Source organism: Morganella morganii (genome assembly GCF_041099235.1).
GTDB classification, from domain to species: Bacteria; Pseudomonadota; Gammaproteobacteria; order Enterobacterales; family Enterobacteriaceae; genus Morganella; species Morganella morganii_E.
The window spans coordinates 65,084-87,711 of sequence record NZ_JBFZSO010000003.1; the positions used below are offsets into that span (position 1 = coordinate 65,084).

The 22,628-nt window shown below is 52.4% G+C and carries 20 protein-coding genes; 16 read left to right on the top strand and 4 right to left on the bottom strand.

Annotated features, from left to right (window positions below):
* Window positions 1-308: 308 nt before the first annotated feature.
* On the top strand, window positions 309-1,562 hold the full coding sequence (glyA, locus tag AB7038_RS06315) for a serine hydroxymethyltransferase (RefSeq protein ID WP_004236943.1): 1,254 nt from the start codon (window positions 309-311) through the stop codon (window positions 1,560-1,562).
* An 80-nt stretch (window positions 1,563-1,642) separates the two neighbouring features.
* Entirely contained in the window at window positions 1,643-2,782 is a 1,140-nt protein-coding gene (locus AB7038_RS06320; RefSeq protein WP_369452963.1) for a 3-phenylpropionate MFS transporter, read from the top strand.
* A 50-nt stretch (window positions 2,783-2,832) separates the two neighbouring features.
* On the opposite strand, the gene AB7038_RS06325 is transcribed toward AB7038_RS06320, so the two are convergent.
* The 3 genes from AB7038_RS06325 to suhB all read right to left on the bottom strand — a co-directional run bounded on the left by AB7038_RS06325 (window position 2,833) and on the right by suhB (window position 5,332).
* A complete protein-coding gene (locus tag AB7038_RS06325) occupies window positions 2,833-3,516 on the bottom strand; it encodes a hypothetical protein (protein ID WP_369452964.1) in 684 nt (227 codons plus the stop codon).
* Between the two features lie 141 nt (window positions 3,517-3,657).
* Entirely contained in the window at window positions 3,658-4,314 is a 657-nt protein-coding gene (locus AB7038_RS06330; protein WP_262858830.1) for a hypothetical protein, read from the bottom strand.
* Between the two features lie 214 nt (window positions 4,315-4,528).
* Window positions 4,529-5,332, bottom strand: coding sequence for an inositol-1-monophosphatase (suhB, locus tag AB7038_RS06335; RefSeq protein WP_072871708.1), 804 nt, complete (start codon window positions 5,330-5,332; stop codon window positions 4,529-4,531).
* 119 nt (window positions 5,333-5,451) lie between these two features.
* Between suhB and trmJ the strand changes: the two genes are divergently transcribed.
* The 14 genes from trmJ (at window position 5,452) to ndk (ending at window position 22,041) form a co-directional block, all read left to right on the top strand.
* On the top strand, window positions 5,452-6,189 hold the full coding sequence (gene trmJ, locus AB7038_RS06340; protein WP_004241966.1) for a tRNA (cytosine(32)/uridine(32)-2'-O)-methyltransferase TrmJ: 738 nt from the start codon (window positions 5,452-5,454) through the stop codon (window positions 6,187-6,189).
* A gap of 84 nt (window positions 6,190-6,273) precedes the next feature.
* Window positions 6,274-6,765 (top strand): Fe-S cluster assembly transcriptional regulator IscR, encoded by a 492-nt coding sequence (gene iscR / locus AB7038_RS06345; RefSeq protein ID WP_132275522.1) that lies wholly within the window; start codon window positions 6,274-6,276, stop codon window positions 6,763-6,765.
* Window positions 6,766-6,815: 50 nt separating this feature from the next.
* Complete coding sequence (locus AB7038_RS06350) at window positions 6,816-8,030, top strand: IscS subfamily cysteine desulfurase (RefSeq protein ID WP_368888609.1); 1,215 nt, start codon at window positions 6,816-6,818, stop codon at window positions 8,028-8,030.
* 25 nt (window positions 8,031-8,055) lie between these two features.
* Window positions 8,056-8,442, top strand: coding sequence for a Fe-S cluster assembly scaffold IscU (gene iscU / locus AB7038_RS06355; RefSeq protein ID WP_004236936.1), 387 nt, complete (start codon window positions 8,056-8,058; stop codon window positions 8,440-8,442).
* Window positions 8,443-8,544: 102 nt separating this feature from the next.
* The gene (iscA, locus tag AB7038_RS06360; RefSeq protein WP_004236935.1) at window positions 8,545-8,868 is read left to right on the top strand and encodes an iron-sulfur cluster assembly protein IscA; all 324 of its coding nucleotides are present in this window, start codon (window positions 8,545-8,547) and stop codon (window positions 8,866-8,868) included.
* A 29-nt stretch (window positions 8,869-8,897) separates the two neighbouring features.
* The gene (gene hscB, locus AB7038_RS06365; RefSeq protein WP_072871710.1) at window positions 8,898-9,416 is read left to right on the top strand and encodes a co-chaperone HscB; all 519 of its coding nucleotides are present in this window, start codon (window positions 8,898-8,900) and stop codon (window positions 9,414-9,416) included.
* A gap of 9 nt (window positions 9,417-9,425) precedes the next feature.
* Window positions 9,426-11,273: a Fe-S protein assembly chaperone HscA gene (gene hscA / locus AB7038_RS06370; protein WP_369452965.1), complete on the top strand. Its 1,848-nt coding sequence runs from the start codon at window positions 9,426-9,428 to the stop codon at window positions 11,271-11,273.
* Window positions 11,274-11,283: 10 nt separating this feature from the next.
* Window positions 11,284-11,619: an ISC system 2Fe-2S type ferredoxin gene (gene fdx, locus AB7038_RS06375; RefSeq protein ID WP_004236932.1), complete on the top strand. Its 336-nt coding sequence runs from the start codon at window positions 11,284-11,286 to the stop codon at window positions 11,617-11,619.
* A gap of 14 nt (window positions 11,620-11,633) precedes the next feature.
* Window positions 11,634-11,834 carry a Fe-S cluster assembly protein IscX gene (iscX, locus tag AB7038_RS06380; protein WP_004236931.1) on the top strand — a complete coding sequence of 67 codons (201 nt, stop codon included), beginning with the start codon at window positions 11,634-11,636 and terminating at the stop codon, window positions 11,832-11,834.
* Between the two features lie 157 nt (window positions 11,835-11,991).
* Window positions 11,992-13,287 carry an aminopeptidase PepB gene (gene pepB / locus AB7038_RS06385; protein ID WP_108657394.1) on the top strand — a complete coding sequence of 432 codons (1,296 nt, stop codon included), beginning with the start codon at window positions 11,992-11,994 and terminating at the stop codon, window positions 13,285-13,287.
* A gap of 103 nt (window positions 13,288-13,390) precedes the next feature.
* A complete protein-coding gene (locus AB7038_RS06390) occupies window positions 13,391-13,813 on the top strand; it encodes an enhanced serine sensitivity protein SseB C-terminal domain-containing protein (protein WP_369452966.1) in 423 nt (140 codons plus the stop codon).
* A 141-nt stretch (window positions 13,814-13,954) separates the two neighbouring features.
* Window positions 13,955-18,976, top strand: coding sequence for an MG2 domain-containing protein (locus tag AB7038_RS06395; protein ID WP_369452967.1), 5,022 nt, complete (start codon window positions 13,955-13,957; stop codon window positions 18,974-18,976).
* Between the two features lie 115 nt (window positions 18,977-19,091).
* Entirely contained in the window at window positions 19,092-21,401 is a 2,310-nt protein-coding gene (gene pbpC, locus AB7038_RS06400) for a peptidoglycan glycosyltransferase PbpC (RefSeq protein WP_369452968.1), read from the top strand.
* A 214-nt stretch (window positions 21,402-21,615) separates the two neighbouring features.
* Window positions 21,616-22,041: a nucleoside-diphosphate kinase gene (gene ndk, locus AB7038_RS06405; protein ID WP_046892500.1), complete on the top strand. Its 426-nt coding sequence runs from the start codon at window positions 21,616-21,618 to the stop codon at window positions 22,039-22,041.
* Between the two features lie 65 nt (window positions 22,042-22,106).
* On the opposite strand, the gene AB7038_RS06410 is transcribed toward ndk, so the two are convergent.
* Window positions 22,107-22,550, bottom strand: coding sequence for a universal stress protein (locus tag AB7038_RS06410; protein WP_369452969.1), 444 nt, complete (start codon window positions 22,548-22,550; stop codon window positions 22,107-22,109).
* Window positions 22,551-22,628: the final 78 nt, after the last annotated feature.

Here is a 22,628-nt window from a genome sequence, read left to right on the forward strand (position 1 = left end):
CTTATAATACAGGGCAGAATTTGTAAAGCGCAAATTTTTCTGCTGTTTCTGAAAATCCGGTGAAAATAGCGGAATTGATCAGTGAGCGTGGGTAAGAGGGGATCACAAATCCGGTATTGTGTCCGATGGACAGGATATTCTTATGAAATAATAAGTATGCTAATTACCTGATTTTAGCGACATGCAATCGTTTGCGTATTTTTTGTTTTCGGGGCTATCTCAATTCAGAAAAAGGGTTTACACTGTAGGGCATTCGTCCCCGGAAAGGGGTGTTTTTTTATCGGCATCAGGCGAGTCAGGAGAAGCGAATGTTAAAGCGTGAAATGAATATTGCAGATTACGACCCACAACTCTGGCAGGCGATGAAAGACGAAGATCGTCGTCAGGAAGAGCACATTGAATTAATTGCCTCTGAAAACTACACCAGCCCGCGCGTTATGGAAGCTCAGGGCTCCCAGCTCACCAACAAATATGCGGAAGGGTATCCGGGCAAACGCTATTACGGCGGCTGCGAATATGTGGATATCGTGGAACAACTGGCGATTGACCGTGCAAAAGAACTGTTCGGTGCAGACTATGCCAACGTTCAGCCGCACTCAGGCTCCCAGGCTAACGTCGCAGTGTACTCCGCACTGCTGTCTCCGGGCGATACAGTATTAGGGATGAACTTAGCGGAAGGCGGTCACCTGACTCACGGCTCTCCGGTAAACTTCTCCGGTAAACTGTACAATATCGTCCCTTACGGTATCGATTCTGCCGGTAAAATCGATTATGACGATGTCGCTGAACAGGCGAAAAAACATCAGCCGAAAATGATCATCGGCGGCTTCTCTGCTTACTCCGGTGTGGTTGACTGGGCGAAAATGCGCGAAATCGCTGACAGCATCGGTGCTTATCTGTTTGTTGATATGGCACACGTAGCCGGTCTGGTTGCTGCGGGTGTTTATCCTAACCCGGTTCCGCATGCTCACGTTGTCACCACCACCACGCATAAAACCCTGGCGGGTCCGCGCGGCGGGATGATCCTCGCGAAAGGCGGTGATGAAGATCTGTACAAAAAACTGAACTCAGCGGTATTCCCGGGCAACCAGGGTGGTCCTCTGATGCACGTTATTGCCGGTAAAGCCGTGGCGTTAAAAGAAGCAATGGAGCCTGAATTTAAAGCAAATCAGGTCCAGGTTGTGAAAAATGCCAAAGCAATGGTTGAAGTCTTCCTGAACCGTGGTTATAAAGTGGTGTCCGGCGGTACTGAGAACCATCTGTTCCTGGTGGATCTGGTCGATAAAGACATCACCGGTAAAGATGCGGATGCGGCACTGGGCCGTGCAAACATCACTGTGAACAAAAACAGTGTGCCGAATGATCCGAAGAGCCCGTTTGTGACCTCCGGTATCCGTGTCGGTTCCCCGGCGATTACCCGCCGCGGCTTCAAAGAAGCAGAAGCCCGTGAACTGGCCGGCTGGATGTGTGACGTGTTAGATAACCTCAATGATGAAGCGACCATTGAAGCTGTGAAACAAAAAGTTCTGGCTATCTGCGCGAAATATCCGGTTTACGCATAATCGCGTTACCAATCTGATGTAACCAAAACCCGCTTCGTTCGCCGCGAGCGGGTTTTTTGTATTCCTGAAAGGAGAGGCAGATGTTTGTTCCGTCATCGCTCTGGCTGGCGCTTGATTATTTTACGTATTTTTTTTCCTACGGGATTTTTCTTCCCTACTGGGGCGCATGGCTGAAAGGTGAAGGGCATGATGTGGCAACGGTCGGTATGCTGCTCAGTGTGGGGCTGGTGGCGCGTTTCGTCGGCAGCCTGTTTATCACGCCGCTGTTTAAAGACCCGTCACGGCTGATTTTTGCCCTGAGACTGATGGCACTCTGTTCTTTCCTGTTCGCGGTGGCGTTTTATTTTGGTTCGCACTGGCTTTGGCTCTTTTTTGTTATGGCCGGATTTAACCTCTTTTTCTCGCCGATGATCCCGCTGGGGGATTCCCTCGCCGGAACCTGGCAAAAGCAGTTCCCGATGGATTACGGCTCGATCCGTGTCTGGGGTTCAGTGGCATTTATCATTGCCACCTCGGTTACCGGGATGCTGATGGATATCTGGAAGCATGAGGTGATTCTGGCGGCACTGGTGGTCAGTACCGGCTCACTGCTGCTGACCTCGCTGCTGCGTCCGCGTATTATGCCGGCCGGCGAAATGAAACAGCGCGGGCCGCAGGTGAAATTCCGTGTCCTGCTGAAAGATAATGCGGTTGTCCGCTTTCTGCTGTGTGTGAGTCTGTTACAGGGGGCACACGCCGCCTATTACGGCTTCAGCGTGATTTACTGGCAGAAAGTCGGTTATTCCGATGCCGCGATTGGTTATCTCTGGTCGCTGGGCGTGGTGGCGGAAGTGATCGTCTTTACCTTCAGTAATAAACTGTTCCGCCGCTGGAGTGCGGCCAACCTGTTACTGCTTTCCGGTATCTGCGGTATTCTGCGCTGGTCACTGCTGGGCATGTCGGCGGCACTGCCGGTGCTGATTGTGGCGCAGATCCTGCACAGCGGCACCTATACCGTGTGTCATCTGGCGGCTATGCGCTTTATCGGTGCGCGCAAATCCACGGAAATCATTCCGTTACAGGCGGCGTATTCCGCGCTGGCGATGGGCGGGGCGATTGCGGTAATGACGCTGGTGGCGGGGTATCTGTATGAAGGTATTCATGGCGGGATATTTTATCTGATGGCGCTGACAGCACTGCCGGCGTTGTTTCTGCGGCCTAAAATCCGCCCTCAGTCATAAGATGATCATCTGAACGGATAAAGGGGAACTATTATCCGTTCAGAATCCTGTCAGCTACCGAAATAATTAAAATAACTGATCAGTGCCTGTACCCGCAGTTCCAGCGCTTCAGCTGAGGCATCCGGCAGTAAAAATGGCGCAATATCGGCCATTTTTTGCTGCCAGACATTACTGACGGTGATACACATTTGTGACAGATTACTGATATTGTCCAGCAGGGCAGTGAACAGGGTGTAACTCTCCAGCGTGGTTTTGAGGTCAGCAATTTTCTGATGCAGCATATTGATAATATCGTCAATACCGGAAATCAGCGTATTGGCCGGTATTGCAGTATACAATTGCCGGGGAGCTTTTAATTTTTCCAGTAACGCTATTTGTTTATAGTATCCGTCTATAGTGGTTGAGGTATCACTTATCAGGTGTTTAATAACGGTTTTCAGATCAGAAATTCTTTGCTGATCATAATATCCGTTAATTTCAATGTTATATTCTGTGATGTTGTCATATATTTCGGGAAGAACAGAAAGATAGTGATTATGTTCCGTGAGCGCTTTCATCTGCTGATCGAGATAGACATATTCAGCATCAATCGCATCCCGCAGACGACGTTCGTAGTCTTTCATCTTTTCAAAAATATCCCGGTAAGGGACAAGCGGGATAACGGCTTCATCTGCTCTGTTTTGGTGATACAGTGTATTAATATCAGCCAGTCGTATTTTTTCAGGTAATATCATAATAAGATTTCCCTTGGTTGCTGTTAGAGGGGAGGTATTCAGTAAATACGACAGCATGGTTACCGGATTATACGCCGGTGACAATATTATAAGATGTCAGTGTATTAACAGGATACCGCATCATCGGTATCCTTATTAATATTAATGTCCGAAAGCATGAAAATAATCGAGCTGCTGCTGAATAATGTCATTCAGACCATCCGTTGGTGCACCTTGTTTAAAGTAAGGTTCGTAAAGGGCCATTAATTGAACCCAGAATCCGGTGACAGATAAGGTATTCAGCATATACGTATTGATCTTGCTCAGCAGAATGGCAAATCTGACGGCATCACTGACAGTATACCGGAGATCATTAATTTTTTTATTCAGTACGTCAATGGTATCATCAGTATGGTCGCTGCCGGTATGCACTGACGTCATTTTTTTCAGTTGTTCCAGTTGCCGGGTATATTCATCAATTAATTCTGACAGTTTATAAATATAGTCACTGTTTCTTTCGGTTAGTTCATTTATTTTCATGGCGTTATAGCAATGATGATTGATTGCATACAATTCATTGGTACCGGATTGCATATATTTCAGAATATCAACAGGGTAGTCCTCTCCGGATAATGAATTAAGTTCCCGGTGAAGATTGTCGTATCCGCGCTCTATTGTAATATGTATTCTTTTCAGATAGTGATTAATGTCCTCTAATTGTTCACGATACGGCATTTCTTTAATGCTGCTCTGATAGGTTTCAATATCTTCTGATTGTTCATGCAAATCCGATAATGTAATTTCATTGTTTAGTAACATAACGTCAGCCTTATTCTGTGGAAGTGTGGGGATTATAAATGCCACAGATAAGACTATATTCTTACAGGTGAATAACAACATCATAAGAAAAGAGAATATTAATAATAAATGAACAGCAGAATAAACCGGAGGGTAATAAATAACAGTGCGGAAATGAAGAGCAGGAAATAACAGGGTAATAACCGTCAGATTATTACCCGTAAAGACAAATAAATCAGCGTTTCAGTGACTCAGTCAGCTCATCACGCATTTCTGCCAGCAGTTCGCGGACCACGCGCGGGCTGCCTGCAACGATGTTACCGCTGTCGATATAACGGTGGTCACCGGTGAAATCAGTGACGATACCGCCCGCTTCGCGGACCAGCAGTTCACCGCCGAGGAAATCCCATGGCTTCAGACCGATTTCAAAGAAACCGTCCACACGGCCGGCAGCGAGATACGCCAGATCCAGTGCGGCAGAGCCGGTGCGGCGGAAATCTGAGCAGCGGGTGAACAGTTTGCCGAGGATTTTGATATAGGTATCAGCGTGGTGTTTGGCTTTGAACGGGAAGCCGGTCGCCAGCACCGCTCCGTCGAGATCACGGGCAGTGGCGCCGCGCAGACGGTAGCCGTTTAACTGTGCGCCCTGACCACGGACCGCAGAGAATAATTCGTTACGCATCGGATCGTAAACAACCGCCACTTCAGTGCGGCCTTTGATACGGAATGCGATAGAAACAGCGAAGTGCGGGAGACGTTTGACGAAGTTGGTGGTGCCATCCAGGGGATCAATCACCCATTGCATATCATGTTCTTCACCGAGTAATTCACCGCACTCTTCGGAGATAATGGTGTGCTTCGGATAAGATTTGCGGATGATCTCGATAATCATCTGCTCGGCTTCGCGATCCACGTTGGTCACAAAGTCATTGGAACCTTTCTGAGTAGTCTCAACAGTGTCAGGCATTTCATAGTGTTTGGCAATCAGGTTGCCGGCCTTACGTGCAGCACGTATGGCGATGGTAAGCATCGGATGCATGGGGTTGTCCACCGGGATGTTAAAGAACGAAAATAAACGCGGCAGAGTATAACAGGTGATCGTCAATCTGACTATTCTTGTGTTAAGATATTGCGATAATTTCTCAAAGAAAGTGTGTTATGTCCGAAAATATCCGAATCGTCCTGGTTGAAACCTCACATACAGGCAATATGGGCTCCGCTGCGCGGGCTATGAAAACAATGGGGTTATCCAACCTTTATCTGGTCAATCCGCAGGTACAACCGGACTCGCACGCCATCGCGCTGTCTGCCGGTGCCAGTGATGTTATCGGCAATGCAAAAATTGTCAGTACTCTGGATGAGGCGATTGCCGGCTGTGAACTGGTGATCGGCACCAGTGCCCGGTCGCGTACGCTGCCGTGGCCGATGGTTGAACCGCGTGAATGCGGGGAAAAAAGTGTTAAAATCGCACAGACCGCACCGGTCGCGATTATTTTCGGCCGTGAACGGGTCGGGCTGACCAACGATGAATTACAGAAGTGTAATTATCACCTTTATATTCCGACCAACCCGGAATACGGCTCGCTGAACCTGGCGATGGCGGTGCAACTGGTCAGTTATGAGATCCGGATGGCATTTCTTGCCTCTCAGAATGAGAGCGAACCGGCAAATAATGATGAGGCAGATGAGGTACACTATCCGCCGGCGGATGATATGGAGCGGTTTTACACGCATCTGGAATCGGTTCTCAATGAATCCGGTTTTATCCGCAAAGCACATCCGGGTCAGATTATGAACCGTCTGCGCCGCTTATTTACCCGCGCGCATCCGGAAACGCAGGAGCTGAATATCCTGCGGGGTATCCTGACTTCTGTTGAGAAATGGGCGAAAAAATAGTTGAGTAAATTACTGGGTTAAATAGTTGACTAAATTACTCAGGAATGACACAATTTCTTCACCATTTATCACGGGGATCCGGTTATGAGACTGACATCAAAAGGGCGCTATGCGGTAACCGCTATGCTCGACGTAGCGCTGCACTCCCATGAGGGGCCCGTACCACTGGCTGACATTTCTGAACGTCAGGGTATCTCCCTCTCTTATCTTGAGCAACTCTTCTCCCGTCTGCGTAAAAACGAGCTGGTTTCCAGCGTTCGCGGGCCGGGCGGCGGGTATCTTCTGGCACGCGGTGCCGGTGAGATTTTCATTGCTCAGGTCATCTCAGCCGTCGATGAATCCGTTGATGCGACCCGCTGTCAGGGAACCCGGGAAGGATGTCAGGGCGGCGACCGCTGTCTGACACACGCGCTGTGGCGCGATCTGAGTGACCGCATTACTGATTTCTTAAGCAGTATCAGTCTGGAAGAGTTAGTAAATCATAAAGAAGTGATTGATGTTGCTGATCGCCAGGATGATAAACGTCGTGCACATAATCTGGCAATTAACGAAACGATTATCAATCTGCAAGCATAAGCAGAAACCTGCGTTAACAACGCAACCGTAGTTCATGGAGCAATTGAGCGATGAAATTACCGATTTATTTAGATTACTCAGCAACCACCCCGGTTGATCCGCGTGTTGCTGAAAAAATGATGCAATGCCTCACAATGGACGGCATCTTCGGCAACCCGGCGTCACGTTCCCACCGTTTTGGCTGGCAGGCCGAAGAGGCTGTCGATATTGCCCGTAACCAGATTGCTGATCTGGTCGGTGCTGATCCGCGTGAAATCGTGTTCACTTCCGGTGCCACCGAGTCTGACAACCTGGCGATTAAAGGTGCAGCCAAATTCTATGAGAAAAAAGGCAAGCACATTATTACCTGTAAAACTGAGCACAAAGCGGTACTCGATACCTGCCGTCAGTTAGAGCGCGAAGGGTTTGATGTAACCTATCTTGCGCCGCAGCGTAATGGCCTGATCGACCTGGCTGAACTCGAAGCCGCAATGCGCGAAGACACCATTTTAGTTTCCATCATGCATGTGAATAACGAAATCGGTGTGATTCAGGATATCGAAGCAATCGGTGAACTGTGCCGCAGCAAAGGGATTGTTTTCCATGTGGATGCCACTCAGAGCGTCGGTAAAGTCCCGGTTGATTTAAGCAAACTGAAAGTGGATCTGATGTCCTTCTCCGGCCACAAGATTTACGGCCCGATGGGTATCGGCGCACTGTATGTCCGCCGCAAACCGCGTATCCGCATTGAAGCGCAGATGCACGGTGGTGGTCACGAGCGCGGTATGCGTTCCGGTACACTGGCAGTCCATCAGATTGTCGGTATGGGTGAAGCTTACCGTATCGCCAAAGAAGAGATGGCGGCGGAAGCTGAGCGTCTGTCCGCACTGCGTATGCGTCTGTGGAACGGTATCAAAGATATCGAAGAAACCTATCTGAACGGTTGCCCGGAGCACTCCGCACCGAATATTCTTAACGTCAGTTTCAACTATGTTGAAGGTGAATCCCTGATGATGGCGCTGAAAGATCTCGCGGTATCATCCGGTTCTGCCTGTACGTCCGCCAGCCTGGAGCCGTCATATGTTCTGCGCGCCCTGGGTATGACCGACGAACTGGCGCACAGCTCAATCCGCTTCTCTCTGGGTCGTTTCACGACTGAGGAAGAGATTGACTATGCTATCAAACTTATCCATAACGCAATTGGCCGCCTGCGCGATCTTTCCCCGCTGTGGGAAATGCACAAGCAAGGTGTTGATATTAACAGCATTGAATGGTCACACCATTAATCAGACGGTTTCAGGAGTATAAACAATGGCTTATAGCGATAAAGTAATCGATCACTACGAAAACCCGCGCAACGTCGGTTCATTCGACAACGAAGACCCGACTGTCGGCAGCGGCATGGTGGGTGCACCGGCCTGTGGTGACGTGATGAAGTTACAGATCAAAGTTGACGATAACGGCGTGATCGAAGACGCACGTTTCAAAACCTACGGCTGCGGCTCGGCGATTGCGTCAAGCTCACTGGTGACTGAGTGGATGAAAGGGAAGACCCTGGATGAAGCGGAAGCCATCAAAAATACCGCGATTGCGGAAGAGCTGGAATTACCGCCGGTGAAAATTCACTGCTCTATTCTGGCTGAAGATGCGATCAAAGCAGCAATTGCGGATTACAAAAGTAAACGCCGGGGCAACTAATAGCCCGCCGCTGCCGGTGTGCAGCAGGTAAAACAATAAAATAATGGCGGATACTGATCCCATCGGTCATCCGCCATACTGGTTTATAGAGCGAGGTGTGTAATGTCCGTTTCTCTTACAGAAAGTGCGGCAAACCGGGTCACCAGTTTTCTGGCAAACCGTGGTAAAGGAGTAGGTCTGCGGTTAGGCGTGAGAACCTCCGGTTGCTCTGGTATGGCTTACGTACTTGAATTTGCCGATGTCATTAATGAAGATGATGTCGTTTTTGAAGATCACGGCGTAAAAGTGATCATCGACGGAAAAAGTATTGTATATCTTGACGGCACGGAAGTGGATTTCGTGAAGGAAGGGTTAAACGAAGGGTTTAAATTCAATAACCCGAACGTCAACAGCGAATGCGGCTGCGGCGAGAGTTTCCACGTTTAACTGATCCATTTATCCGCGAAGAGAACACGATGAACTATTTTTCCCTGTTCAGCCTGCCTGTGCGTTATGACCTTGACACACAGGCACTTGCCGGTCGTTATCAGGATTTGCAGCGCCAGTATCACCCGGACAGATTTGCTGCCGGTGATGCGAAAGAACAAGCGCAGGCACTGACTATGGCCGCGACCATCAATGACGCCTACCAGTCCCTGAAACATCCCCTGAAACGTGCGGAGTACATGCTGCTGTTACATGATATTGATATCAATAATGAACAGCACACAATGCATGATACCGCATTTCTGATGGAGCAGCTGGAGCTGCGCGAAGCCCTCGATATCATTGAACAGAAACAGGACAGTGATGCACTGGCCGGTTTTGCTGCCACTATCACTAAAATGACAAAAACCCGGATGGCAGAGATGGTTCACCAGCTTGATGGCGAAGACTGGACTGCTGCGGCAGACAGCGTGCGTAAATTACGTTTTTTGAGTAAACTGACGCAACAAATTGAAAATCTTGAAGAACGTTTGCTCGACAGTTTCTAGGGGAAAAATATGGCACTGTTACAAATCAGCGAACCGGGACAGGCTCCCGCCCCGCATCAGCGCCGCCTTGCCGCGGGTATCGATTTAGGCACCACTCATTCACTGGTCGCCACTGTGCGCAGTGGTGAAACCGATGTGCTGCCCGATCACGAAGGGCGTTATTTACTGCCTTCTGTCGTGCAGTACAGCGCGGACAGCCGCCTGGTCGGCTGGGATGCCCGTGCAAACGCAGCGGCAGATCCTCAGAATACCATTATTTCAGTCAAACGCATGATGGGGCGCTCGCTGACCGATATCACTGAGCGCTATCCTGATCTGCCGTATCAGTTACAGGCAGGCGAAAACGGCCTGCCAATCATCCGCACAGCAGCCGGATTGACGGATCCTGTCCGTGTCTCGGCGGATATTCTGTCCGTGCTGGCACAGCGCGCGCAGGAAACCCTCGGCGGTGAACTGGATGGCGTGGTGATCACCGTCCCTGCCTATTTCGATGACGCTCAGCGTCAGGGCACGAAAGATGCTGCCCGTCTTGCCGGATTACATGTGTTACGTCTGCTGAATGAGCCGACAGCGGCAGCTATCGCCTACGGGCTGGATTCCGGTCAGGAAGGGGTGATTGCGGTTTATGACCTCGGCGGCGGTACGTTTGATATCTCTGTGCTGCGTCTGAGCCGTGGTGTGTTTGAAGTGCTGGCCACCGGCGGTGATACTGCGCTCGGCGGCGATGATTTCGATAATCTGATTGCTGACTGGATTTATGAGCAGCGCGGCATTCAGCCACAGGGCCATTCGCAGCACCGCGAAGTACTGAATGCGGCGGCGGAAGCCAAAATTGCACTCTCTGATGCCGCACAAACCACCATTTCCCTGGATGGCTGGCAGGGCGTACTGACCCGTGACATGTTTGAGGAACTCATCCGTCCGCTGGTCAGAAAAACTCTGATGACCTGCCGCCGTGCCCTGAAAGATGCGGGAACGGATCAGGATGAAGTCCGCGAAGTGGTGATGGTCGGCGGATCAACCCGCGTACCGCTGGTGCGTGAGCTGGTCGGTGAGTTTTTCAGCAAAGAGCCGCTGACCTCGATTGACCCGGACAAAGTGGTTGCTATCGGTGCCGCGATTCAGGCGGATATTCTGGCCGGTAACAAACCGGACAGCGACATGCTGCTGCTGGATGTGATCCCGCTCTCGCTGGGGCTGGAAACCATGGGCGGCCTGGTGGAAAAAGTCATTCCGCGCAACACCACCATTCCGGCAGCCCGTGCCCAGGAATTTACCACCTTTAAAGACGGCCAGACCGCCATGACCATTCATGTGCTGCAGGGCGAGCGGGAAATGGTCAGCGACTGCCGTTCCCTGGCGCGTTTCACCCTGCGCGGCATCCCGCCGATGGCCGCCGGTAACGCCCATATCCGCGTCACCTTCCAGGTGGATGCGGACGGGCTGCTGAGTGTCAGCGCACTGGAGAAATCCACCGGTGTGCAGGCCTCCGTCCAGATCAAACCGTCTTACGGCCTGAGCGATACCGATATCGCCGGGATGATCAAAGATTCACTCGAAAACGCAGAAAATGATTTATCCACCCGCCGTCTGGCGGAACAAAAAGTGGAAGCCGCCCGCCTGCTGGAGAGCCTGACTCAGGCGCTTTCAGAGGATGGCAATTTACTGAGCGACGACGAAAATGCTGCTATTGATGCGGCAGTCGGTGTGCTTATTGAGAGCGTTGAAGGCGACTCACCAGCCGCCATTGAAAACGCAATTAAACAACTGGACAAGCAAACACAGGTATTCGCGGCGCGCCGGATGGACAATTCTGTCCGCAAGGCACTCGCGGGCCACTCTGTGGATGAGATATAACGGGAAGATTATGCCTAAGATTGTTTTTTTACCGCATGAGTCATTATGCCCTGAAGGTGCGGTATACGACGCAAATGAAGGTGAGTCAATTCTGGATGTTGCCCTGCGTAACGGTATCGAAATTGAACATGCCTGTGAGAAATCATGTGCCTGCACAACCTGTCACTGTATCGTCCGCGAAGGGTTTGACTCCCTCGGAGAGAGCAGTGAGCTGGAAGACGACATGCTGGACAAAGCCTGGGGACTCGAGCCGGAAAGCCGTCTGAGTTGTCAGGCGAAAGTCGCGGATGAAGACCTGGTGGTGGAAATTCCGAAATACACCATCAACCATGCGCGTGAGCACTGATAAAGGAGCCTGAAATGGGACTGAAATGGCAGGACAGCCGTGAAATCGGCGAAGCTCTGTATGATCTGTACCCGGATACGGATCCGAAGACCGTGCGTTTCACCGATATGCACCAGTGGATCTGCGAACTGGAAGAATTTGACGATGCACCTGAAAAATCTAACGAAAAAGTGTTAGAAGCAATTTTGTTAGTCTGGCTCGACGAATTTGAATGATGTCTTTTGTTACGCGCATCAGGCCGCACAATTGTGTTAGCGTGCGGTCTCTGATGCGCGTATGCTGTTACCGCCTCCTGTGCAGACCGGCACGCCGTGCATTCCTCAAATAAAATCTGACTGTTACGGCAGTCTAAAAGTCAAAAGAGAGAACGAAATGACGCAACTCATCATGCCTGTAACCTTATCGTATGAACCAGCTTCTCCGGCGTGGGGAGAGAAAGCCCTGGTCAGCGCGACTGACAAAGGAATGACGGTTCATTTAAGCCGTAAAGGGATGCTGTGCGCTGTACAGAGCGCGGGCCGTAAAATCGACGGTCAGGGCATCCGCAATGTGGTGCTGAGCGGCAGCAACTGGGATCTGGAAACAAGCTGGGCCTTCTGGCAGGGCTTCCGTGGTCCGAAAGGCGCACGCTCGATTGAATGGCCGGAATTACCGGAAGCGGATAAAACCGAACTGGAACACCGTATCCGTATCATCGACTGGGTACGCGATATCATTAATACCCCTGCGGAAGAACTGAGCCCGGAACAGCTGGCGCAGCGTGCGGTTGATCTGCTGTGCGGCGTTTCCTGCAATTCCGTCGGTTACCGTATCATCAAAGGGGACGATTTACGCGAGCAGGGCTATATGGGGATCCATACTGTCGGTCGTGGTTCTGTACGTCCGCCGGTACTGCTGGCGCTGGATTACAATCCGGGCAAACAGGAAAATGCACCGGTGTTTGCCAGCCTGGTCGGTAAAGGGATCACCTTTGATTCCGGCGGCTACAGCCTGAAACCGTCTTCTTCCATGGATTCCATGAAGTCCGATATGGGCGGCGCGGCGACACTGACCGGTGCGCTGGCAATGGCTATCAGCCGCGGCCTGCAAAAACGCGTTAAACTGTACCTGTGCATCGCGGATAACCTGGTGAGCGGTAATGCATTCAAACTGGGTGATATCATCCGTTACAGCAACGGTAAATCGGTTGAAATTATGAATACCGATGCGGAAGGGCGTCTGGTACTGGCGGATGGTCTGATTGAAGCGGACAAAGATAACGCCGGATTTATCATCGATGCAGCGACCCTGACCGGGGCGGCGAAAACTGCCGTCGGTAACGATTATCACTCTGTCATGAGCTTCGATGACGCGCTGTACAATGAACTGATGTCAGCTGCTGATCAGGAAAAAGAGATGTTCTGGCGCCTGCCGCTGGCAGAATTCCACCGCCGTCAGATGCCGTCTTCCTTTGCTGATCTGAGCAACACCGGGGCACCGAATACTGCCGGGGCAAGTACCGCAGCGGCATTCCTGTCTCACTTTGTGGAAGATTACCGCAAAAACTGGCTGCACATTGACTGCTCAGCCACTTACCGCAAAGCGCCGTCAGACTTATGGTCTGCGGGAGCAACCGGCTATGGTGTCCGCACTGTGGCGGCACTGCTGCTGAAAAAAGCCGGACAGTAACCGGGCATTGCCCTGCTGATTCTGCTGTAAAACGGTCACATAAACATGTGGCCGTTTTTCTGTGATATTTAAGAAGACAGATGCTGAAATAAGGAGTTCTGTAATGGCGGATACACTACCGGTACAGGAAGTGATGATTGAACAGGGCAGCGCACTGTTGCTGAGCGTACCGGAGAACAAACCGGACGCGGTGCTTGATGCGCTGACCGGTGTGTTTAAACAGCACAAACCGGTGCGCCGTGCATTTTGGGTAATGGCAGCCGAAAAAAACAATACTGTCGCTGATGAACCGGTACTGCTGATTGTGCTGGAACTGAGTGAAGAGCAGGAGGCGGATACGGTGATCCGTCAGGCGGCTGAGGCTGCGATGGAGCACCTCGCTGACGGGGAGCATATTGATTTTTGTCTGTTAAATCCGGATGAAAATGACGGGCTGACGCACTTCCTGACACAGCACATTCAGGCATTTTATCAGCGCCGTCTCGGTGGCTGGCTGCGCAACTCCATTCCGGTAACAGAAGCGTAACAATAATTTATCCGGATGGTGAATATGTATAGTGCATATATTCAGAATAATGCACTATACGCTTGTTTAGGCTTTGTTTACACTTCGTGAAATAATACCGAACAAGTGCCCGTTTTCCGGGCTCACCAGAAAGGATTGATTATGCGTTCTCCGATTGCAGGACAGGGTCCCGGCAAAAAACGCTGCATTGCAGTGCTTCTTGCATCAGCGCTGGCGCTCACGGGTTGTGATGACACCGGCAGTAACACCACCGCGGCGGGCAGTAATGACAGTGCGCGGGCCAATAATAAAGAAAACTCGTCTTCTTCATCTGCTTCCTCCCCGTCTGCGAAAAAAACACAGGATGCCGCATCACTGGCAGAGCTGAGTAAGCGCTATGCCGGAAAAGATGTGACTATCATCGACGCCTCTGAGATTCAGCTCGACGGCGCAAATGCGATGGTGGTGACTTTCTCCGTTCCGCTGGATCCGAACCAGGATTTCAGTCAGTTTGCCCGTCTGGTGGACGTGAAAAACGGCAAGCTGGAAGGTGCCTGGGAGCTGTCGGATAATCTGATGGAACTGCGTATGCGCCATCTGCCGCCGTCACGGGAATTGCAGCTGAGTATCGATCGCGGCGTGCGCGGTATCAATGAGCGCACACTGGTTAACGGTTACGATTTAAAACTGACCACTGCGGATGTGGTACCGAGTGTCGGCTTTGCCAGCCGCGGCTCACTGTTCCCGGCAGATGTCCTGCAGGGACTGCCGGTATTCGCGCTGAACGTGGACAGTATTGATGTTAATTTCTACCGCATAAAACCGGATTCCCTGGCTTCTTTCCTCGCAAGCTGGCAGTACGGCAACAATCTCCAGTACTGGAATTCGGATGATCTGCTGAACAATACCGACCTGGTCTATACCGGGCGTTTTGATCTCAATCCGCAGAAAAACACCCGTGAAAATATGCAGATCCCGCTGAAGGATATCAAGCCGTTACAGGAAGAGGGCGTGTACCTGGCGGTGATGCAGCAGGCGGGACGTTACAGCTATACCATGCCGGCAACACTCTTTACCCTGAGCGATATCGGCGTTTCCATGCACAGCTATCTTAATGAGCTGGATGTCTTTACGCAGTCGCTGGCGAAAGGCAGCGCGCTGAAAGGCGTGGAAATCCGTCTGCTCGACAGTAAAGGCCAGCTTCTGAGCAAAGCAGAAACCGACAGCAGCGGTCATGCAAAACTGGATCGCGGGGCGGATGCCGCGCTGTTACTGGCGATTAATAACGGCCAGACCAGTATGATCGACCTGAAAAACCCGGCACTTGACCTGGCAGAGTTTGATATCGCCGGTCCGCAGGGCTATGCAAAACAATTCTTCGTCTTTGGTCCGCGTGATCTGTACCGTCCGGGGGAAACCCTGGTGATTAACGGTCTGCTGCGCGACGGCGACGGCCATCCGGTCAAAGATCAGCCGGTCAAAGTGGATGTGCTGAAAAATGACGGTCAGGTGGCCTCCACCTTCGTCTGGCAGCCGGAAAACGGCCTCTATCAGTACCAGTATGCGATTCCGGAAAATATCGAGACCGGTAAGCTGACGCTGCGTTTTGATCTGGGGGATAACACGCCGCGCTTCTACAGCGTCAATGTGGAAGATTTCATGCCTGAGCGCATGGCGATGGAAATCAAAACCGACAAACAGCCGATCACCACACAGCAATCCGCTGATTTTGAAATTGAAGGCCATTATCTCTACGGTGCGCCTGCTGCCGGTAATCAGCTGACCGGGCAGCTGTTTATGCGTCCGGATCGTGAGGCATCCGCCAAATTGCCGGGCTTTGAATTCGGTGATATTCAGGAAGAGAGCCTGACCCGCACCCTGGATGAGTTCGACGAAACCATGGATGACGGCGGCGAGCTGGCTTTCACCATCAGTAATGATTACTGGAAAGAGGTGAAATCACCGTTTAAATTAATCCTCCAGGCGAGCCTGATGGAGACCGGCGGCCGTCCGGTGACCCGCCGTGCGGATGTTGCGGTATGGCCAGCCGCGAAAATGGCCGGTATTCGTCCGGTCTTCGCCAAAAAAGAGGTGTATGACTACCGTACAGACAAATATGTATCTCAGTACAGCATGGATGAAGATTCACTGGCTGAATTTGAAATTGTCTATACCGACCGTCAGGGTAATAAGTTAAAAGCGGATGATCTGAATGCGCGTCTGATTTATGAGCGCCGTGATTATTACTGGCGCTGGTCTGACTCCGAAGGCTGGTCATCCGGTTATGATCAGAAAGACCTCGTGATGTCTGATGACAAAATCAGTATTGCCAAAGACGGCACGGCAAAAGTGACCGTCCCGGTCTCCTGGGGTGCATACCGTCTGGAAGTGGTGGATCCGTCCACCGGGCTGACCACCAGTGTGCGTTTCTGGGCGGGCTATTCCTGGCAGGATAACACCGGCGGCACCGGCGCGGTTCGCCCGGACCAGGTGAAACTGAAGCTGGATAAACCAAATTATCACGCCGGTGATAAAGTTAAACTGAATGTGACCGCACCGCAGGCCGGTAAAGGCTATGTCCTGCTGGAATCCAGTGACGGTCCGCTGTGGTGGCAGGAAGTGGATGTGCCGGAAGGCGGCACCGATGTGGAAGTACCGCTGAACAAAGAGTGGACACGCCACGACCTGTACGCGACTGCGGTGGTTGTCCGTCCGGGGGACAGCTCCCGTCAGGCGACCGTCAAGCGTGCGGTCGGTATCCTGCATATCCCGATGGCCGACCCGGGCCGTAAGATTGATGTGACACTGGATACTCCGGCCCGCATCCGTCCGAATCAGGATCTGACTGTTAAAATAAAAGCGAAAGCACAGGACGGCAAAGCGGCACCGGAAAAAGTCAATGTGCTGATTTCCGCTGTGGATACCGGTGTGCTTAATATCACCGATTACAAAACACCTGATCCGTATGATGCTTTCTTCGGTCGTAAGCGCTACAGCGTGGATCAGTATGATGTCTATGGTCAGCTGATTGAGGGCAGTGGTCGTCTCGGCACACTGCGGTTTGGTGGTGACGGCGGCGATGATCTCGATCGCGGCGGCCTGAAACCGCTGACCGAAGTGCAGATTATCGCGCAGCAGGCGGCACCGGTGGAACTGAATGCGCAGGGCGAAGGAACTGTTACCCTGTCAATTCCGGATTTCAACGGTGAACTGCGCCTGATGGCACAGGCCTGGACGGATGAGGATTTCGGTCATGCGCAGAATAAAGTGATTGTTGCCGCACCGGTGATCAGCCAGATGGCGCTGCCGCGCTTTATGGCCGGCGGTGACCGTTCGCAGCTGACACTGGATCTGACCAACCTGACCGATGAAACACAGAATCTGACCGTGAATTTCAGTGCGGACGGCATGGTGCATCTCAAAGGGGCGGCAGAGAAAGAAGTCACGCTGGCGAAAGGTCAGCGCACATCTGTGAATGTCCCGGTTGAAGCTGCCAACGGCTTTGGTCAGGGCGAGGTGTTTATGACCGTCAAAGGGCTGAAACTGCCTGATGAAAGCAGCAACACCTATAAAAACAGCTGGAAAATCGGTGTCCGTCCGGCATACCCGGCTGAAACCGTTTCTTACTCGATGTCACTCGGCAATGGCGGGGAATGGGCGTTACCGGCAGATCAAACCGGCTATCTGGACGCCAATACTGTGTCCGGTGAAATGATGCTGACCAGCCGTCCGCCGCTGGATATCTCGCGTTACATCCGTGAACTCTATGCCTATCCGTACGGCTGTCTGGAACAGACCGTGAGCGGGCTGTATCCGTCCCTGTACTCCTCTGAAGCGGAACTGAAAAAACTGGGCATCAAAACCCAGACTGATGCCGGACGCCGCCAGGCAGTGATGACCGGTATCCCGCATCTGCTCGGTATGCAGCGCAGTGACGGCAGTTTTTCTCTGTGGGATAACAGTGGTGCGGAAGAGCCGTGGCTGACCGCATATGCGACAGACTTCCTGTTCCGTGCCGGACAGCGCGGGTTTGATGTTCCGGCGGATGCCCTGAGTAACGCAAATAACCGCCTGCTGCGTTATCTGCAGGATCGCTCGGTGATCAGCAGTAACTATTACGGCAACAGCGACCAGATGCGCTTTGCGGTACAGGCGTATGCCGGTTATGTGCTGGCACAACAGCAGAAAGCACCGCTCGGCGCACTGCGTCAGGTGTATCAGCGCCGTGATGATGCCGCAAGTGGACTGGCACTGGTACAGCTGGGTATCGCCCTGAAGAAAATGGGGGATGCGGATCGCGGTAATGAAGCCATCCGTCTGGGTGTGATGAAGAACCGTGACAGCGTCTATACCGGTGATTACGGCAGCACCATCCGTGATGATGCGATGATTATTGCCCTGCTGAGTGAGGCGGATTCCAATGCGGATCAGCGTTACGGCAAGTTGCAGGCACTCTCTGCGGAAATACAGAATAACCGTTACTTCTCCACTCAGGAGAGCAACGCCCTGTATCTGGCAGGCCGTCAGTACATTAATCAGAGCGAAAAACCGTGGTCTGCCCTGATCAACGGACAGGCCCCGGCAGTCAGTCGTGACAGCGCGCTGCGTGAAACCCTCACGGCCGCACAGCTTAACAACGGCATCAGTGTCGCGAACCGGGGAGATACGGAACTGTTCGGCCGTGTGAATATCACCGGCTATCCGTTACAGGCACCGGCGCCGTCATCGGAAGTGCTGAAAATCAAGCGGACGTATATGGATCTGAACGGTAACCCGATCAGCATTGACCGCCTGAGCAGTGGTGACCTGGTGGCTGTCCGTCTGGATATTCAGGCTGACCGCAACGTGCCGGATGCGCTGGTGGTGGATCTGTTACCGGCCGGTCTGGAGCTGGAAAACCAGAATCTGGCGGCAGCCAGTGCAAGTCTGGCAGACAGCGCACCAAACCTGGCTGAAGCTATCCAGGATATGCAGCAGGCCAATATCCGCCATACCGAGTACCGTGATGATCGCTTTGTCTCCCAGGTGGCGGTGGAAGAGTACCGTCCGGTAACGCTGGTCTATCTGGCCCGGGCGGTCACTCCGGGTAAATACAGTGTTCCGGCACCACAGGTGGAATCGATGTATATTCCGGCCTGGCGCGCCACCGGTGTCACACCGGCGACACTGGAAGTGGTTCGTTAACAGCACGATTGTTGTCCGCAGCCTCCGGGCTGCGGCAGCAAAACAGGTTTTATGCCCTTATAACAAACTATAAGGGCATTTTTATCTTAAGAACTCTGATAATGCGGTTTGATACATGAAAGTGTGGTTTAAACGTCTCGCGCTGACCGGCCTGATAACAATTGTTCTGACGCCGCCGCTGCTCTGGCTGGCTGATAAAATCTGGCCTTTGCCGCTGGATGAGGTGGTGATGGCGCGTACGGTTACGGCTGAGGACGGATCACCGCTGTGGCGTTTTGCCGACAGTAACGGTGTGTGGCGCTACCCGGTCACACTGAAGGATGTATCACCGGAATTTATTGAAGCACTTCTGACATACGAAGATCGCTATTTCTATCAGCACCCGGGCATCAACCCGGTGGCTATCGGCCGCGCGGCGTTGCAGGATCTGACCTCCGGACGTATTGTCTCCGGCGGCAGCACGCTCTCCATGCAGGTCGCCCGTCTGCTTGACCCCCATGACCGCACGCTGACCGGTAAACTGAAACAGGTTTTCCGCACCATTCAGCTGGAATGGCACTATTCCAAAGATGAGATTCTTGAGATGTATCTTAACCGCGCCCCGTACGGCGGCACGGTAGAGGGTATTGGCGCGGCGAGCTGGATGTATCTCGGTAAACCGCCGTCGGAACTGACCGCCGGAGAATCGGCACTGCTGGCGGTCCTGCCGCAGGCACCGAGCCGTCTGCGGCCTGACCGTTATCCGCAGCGCGCGGAAGCGGCCCGTAATAAAGTGCTTGACCGGCTGGCGGAATTTGAGGTGTGGCCGCAGTCAAAAGTGAACGATTTAAAGCAGGAGAGTATCTGGCTGGCACCGCGCCAGGTGCCGCATTCCGCGCCGCTGCTGGCACGGCGTGTGGCGCAGGGGGTGAAAGACCCGGTGATCCGTACCACCATCAATCCGGCCATTCAGCGTCAGTTGGAAGAGATGGCGCGTAACCGCAAGTATCAGCTTCCGGAAAAAACCTCGCTCGGCATTATGGTGGTGGATAATCGTGATATGAGTGTGAAGGGCTATGTCGGCTCTATCGATTTCTCTGATGACACCCGTTTCGGCCATGTGGATGTGAACAGCGCCTGGCGTTCGCCCGGTTCCACACTGAAACCGTTTTTATATGCTCTGGCGATGGATGAGGGGCTGATCCACAGCGAATCCCTGTTACAGGATGTGCCGCGCCGCTTTAATGATTACCGGCCGGGCAACTTTGATACCGGATTCAGCGGGCCGGTGAGTGTCAGTGAGGCATTGCGCCGCTCCCTGAATCTGCCGGTGGTTCAGTTGCTGGATGTTTATGGTCCGAAACGGTTCAGTGCCAAACTGCGCAATGTCGGTCTGGAACTGCGTTTTCCGCTCGGCAGTGATCCGAACCTGTCGCTTATCCTGGGCGGGACAGGGGCACGGATGGATCAGCTGATCGCCGCCTACAGCGCATTTGCACGTCAGGGGAAAGTGGCAGCGGTGCGCTTTCGTCCGGAGGATCCGCTGGCAGAGCGGCAGCTGATATCCCCGGGCGCGGCATGGATCACACGGCGGGTGATGGCCGGAGAGACGCGTCCGCTGGCGGATGACCGGCTGGCGCAGGATGTGCCGCTGGCATGGAAAACCGGCACCAGTTACGGTTACCGTGATGCCTGGGCGCTGGGGGTAAATAATCGTTATACCATCGGGGTGTGGGTCGGTCGTCCGGACGGTACTCCGGTGGCCGGACAGGCCGGATTTGCGACCGCCATTCCGATCCTGTATCAGGTGGATAGTTATCTGCGGGCACGCGGCGGCAAAAAATTACCGGATCCGAAACCCATCAGTGTCAGCAGTAAAATGATTTGCTGGCCGTCAGGGCTGGCGGCGGATAAGCAGGATCCGAACTGCCGTCAGCAGCGGATAGCGCTGGTGCTGGATAATACTGTACCGCCGACACTGCCGTCCGCAGGGCAGGAAAGCCTGTCCGGCACCAATGCCGTGATTTGGGTGAACGGGCAGGGGGAGCGGGTGTCACCGGATTGTCCGGATGCACAGGAGAAAACCGTGGCGTTGTGGCCGATTGCGCTGGAAAGCTGGCTGCCGCCGGGTGAGCGCCGCAGTCATCGCCTGCCGCCTGTCAGCAAAACCTGTCCGCCGTTGCGGGTGGAAGCCGCGCCGCTGCTGATTTCCGGGATCCGCGAAGGGGATGTGCTGCGTCGTCTGCCGCTGGCGAAAACCCTTGATCTGCGGGTGATGACACAGGGCGGAGAGGGCACACAGTGGTGGTTTCTTAACGGCGACCAGACGGGCAGTACCGGAGCCGGTGAGCCGCTGCTGCTGACGCTGGATACTCCGGGGCGTTATCAGTTAACAGTACTGGATCTCAGCGGGCAGATCAGTTCAGTCAGTTTTACCCTGAAATAGCAGAAACGGCGGGAACAGCAGCGGAAAAAGTGTGATACAGACGGAAAATCTGTGATCTGTTATGCGGAATACTTTGCAAAAATGTTGCGTAACTGTAGGAAAAACAGAGGTGAGCCCGTATAATCACCGCCTTACCACAAGGTGTGGACCGGTCTGCCGTCAGCCGCAAATAACAATGACAACAGCGCACATGCGCACATTTGAGGTCAATTAAATGTCTGTACAACGCACATTTTCTATCATTAAGCCAAATGCCGTAAAGAAAAATGCTATCGGGGCTATTTATCACCGTTTTGAAAGCGCCGGTTTCCGTATTATCGCCGCCAAAATGCTGCATCTGAGCCGTGAACAGGCGGAAGGATTTTATGCTGAGCACAAAGGCCGCCCGTTCTTTGATGGTCTGGTGGAATTTATGACCTCCGGGCCGATTATGGTACAGGTGCTGGAAGGGGAAAATGCCGTGCAGCGCCATCGTGATCTGATGGGCGCCACTAATCCGGATAACGCCCTGGCCGGTACGCTCCGTGCGGATTACGCTGACAGCTTCACTGAAAACGCGGTACACGGCTCTGATGCGGAAGAATCCGCCGCCCGTGAAATTGCCTATTTCTTCACTGAAGATGAGATCTGTCCGCGCTGATCGTTGTATCAGACGGCTGTTTTATCAGCAATCGCAAAAGCCCGGATTACCGGGCTTTTGCTTTTTTACCGGACAACAAGGACTGAGATATTGGCGTAGTGGATCAGTGCGGACGCGGTGGAGCCCAGGAAACGGCTCTTCATGGTCGGGTTTTTGGAACCGATAACAATCAGGTCGGCTTTAATTCTTTCTGCATTATCAAGAATGGCTTCTGCTGCACTTCCGATAAGGACACCGGTGGAAATCTGCTCTTTCTGTACAGCAAATTTTTCGGTGGTGGAATCCAGTTTTTCAAGCAGTGCTTTGATACGCTGATCTTCTGATTTGGCATTTTCGGTCATCACAGGGAATGTCAGACCATAGTCAAAAAGCTGTTCAGACGGAAGAATTACCGTAACAAAATGAAATTTCACATTTTTATCTTTGGCATAGTCGTTAATCTCAGTAATGACGTTCTGAGATAACGCACCGGCATTCAAATCGATCGGAACCAGTATAATTTTATGCATAACAACTCCTTTGTTTCAGATTAAATGACCTGTAAAAGATGAGTGTTAATATTATTAATATCTGAAAAAATGATTTAA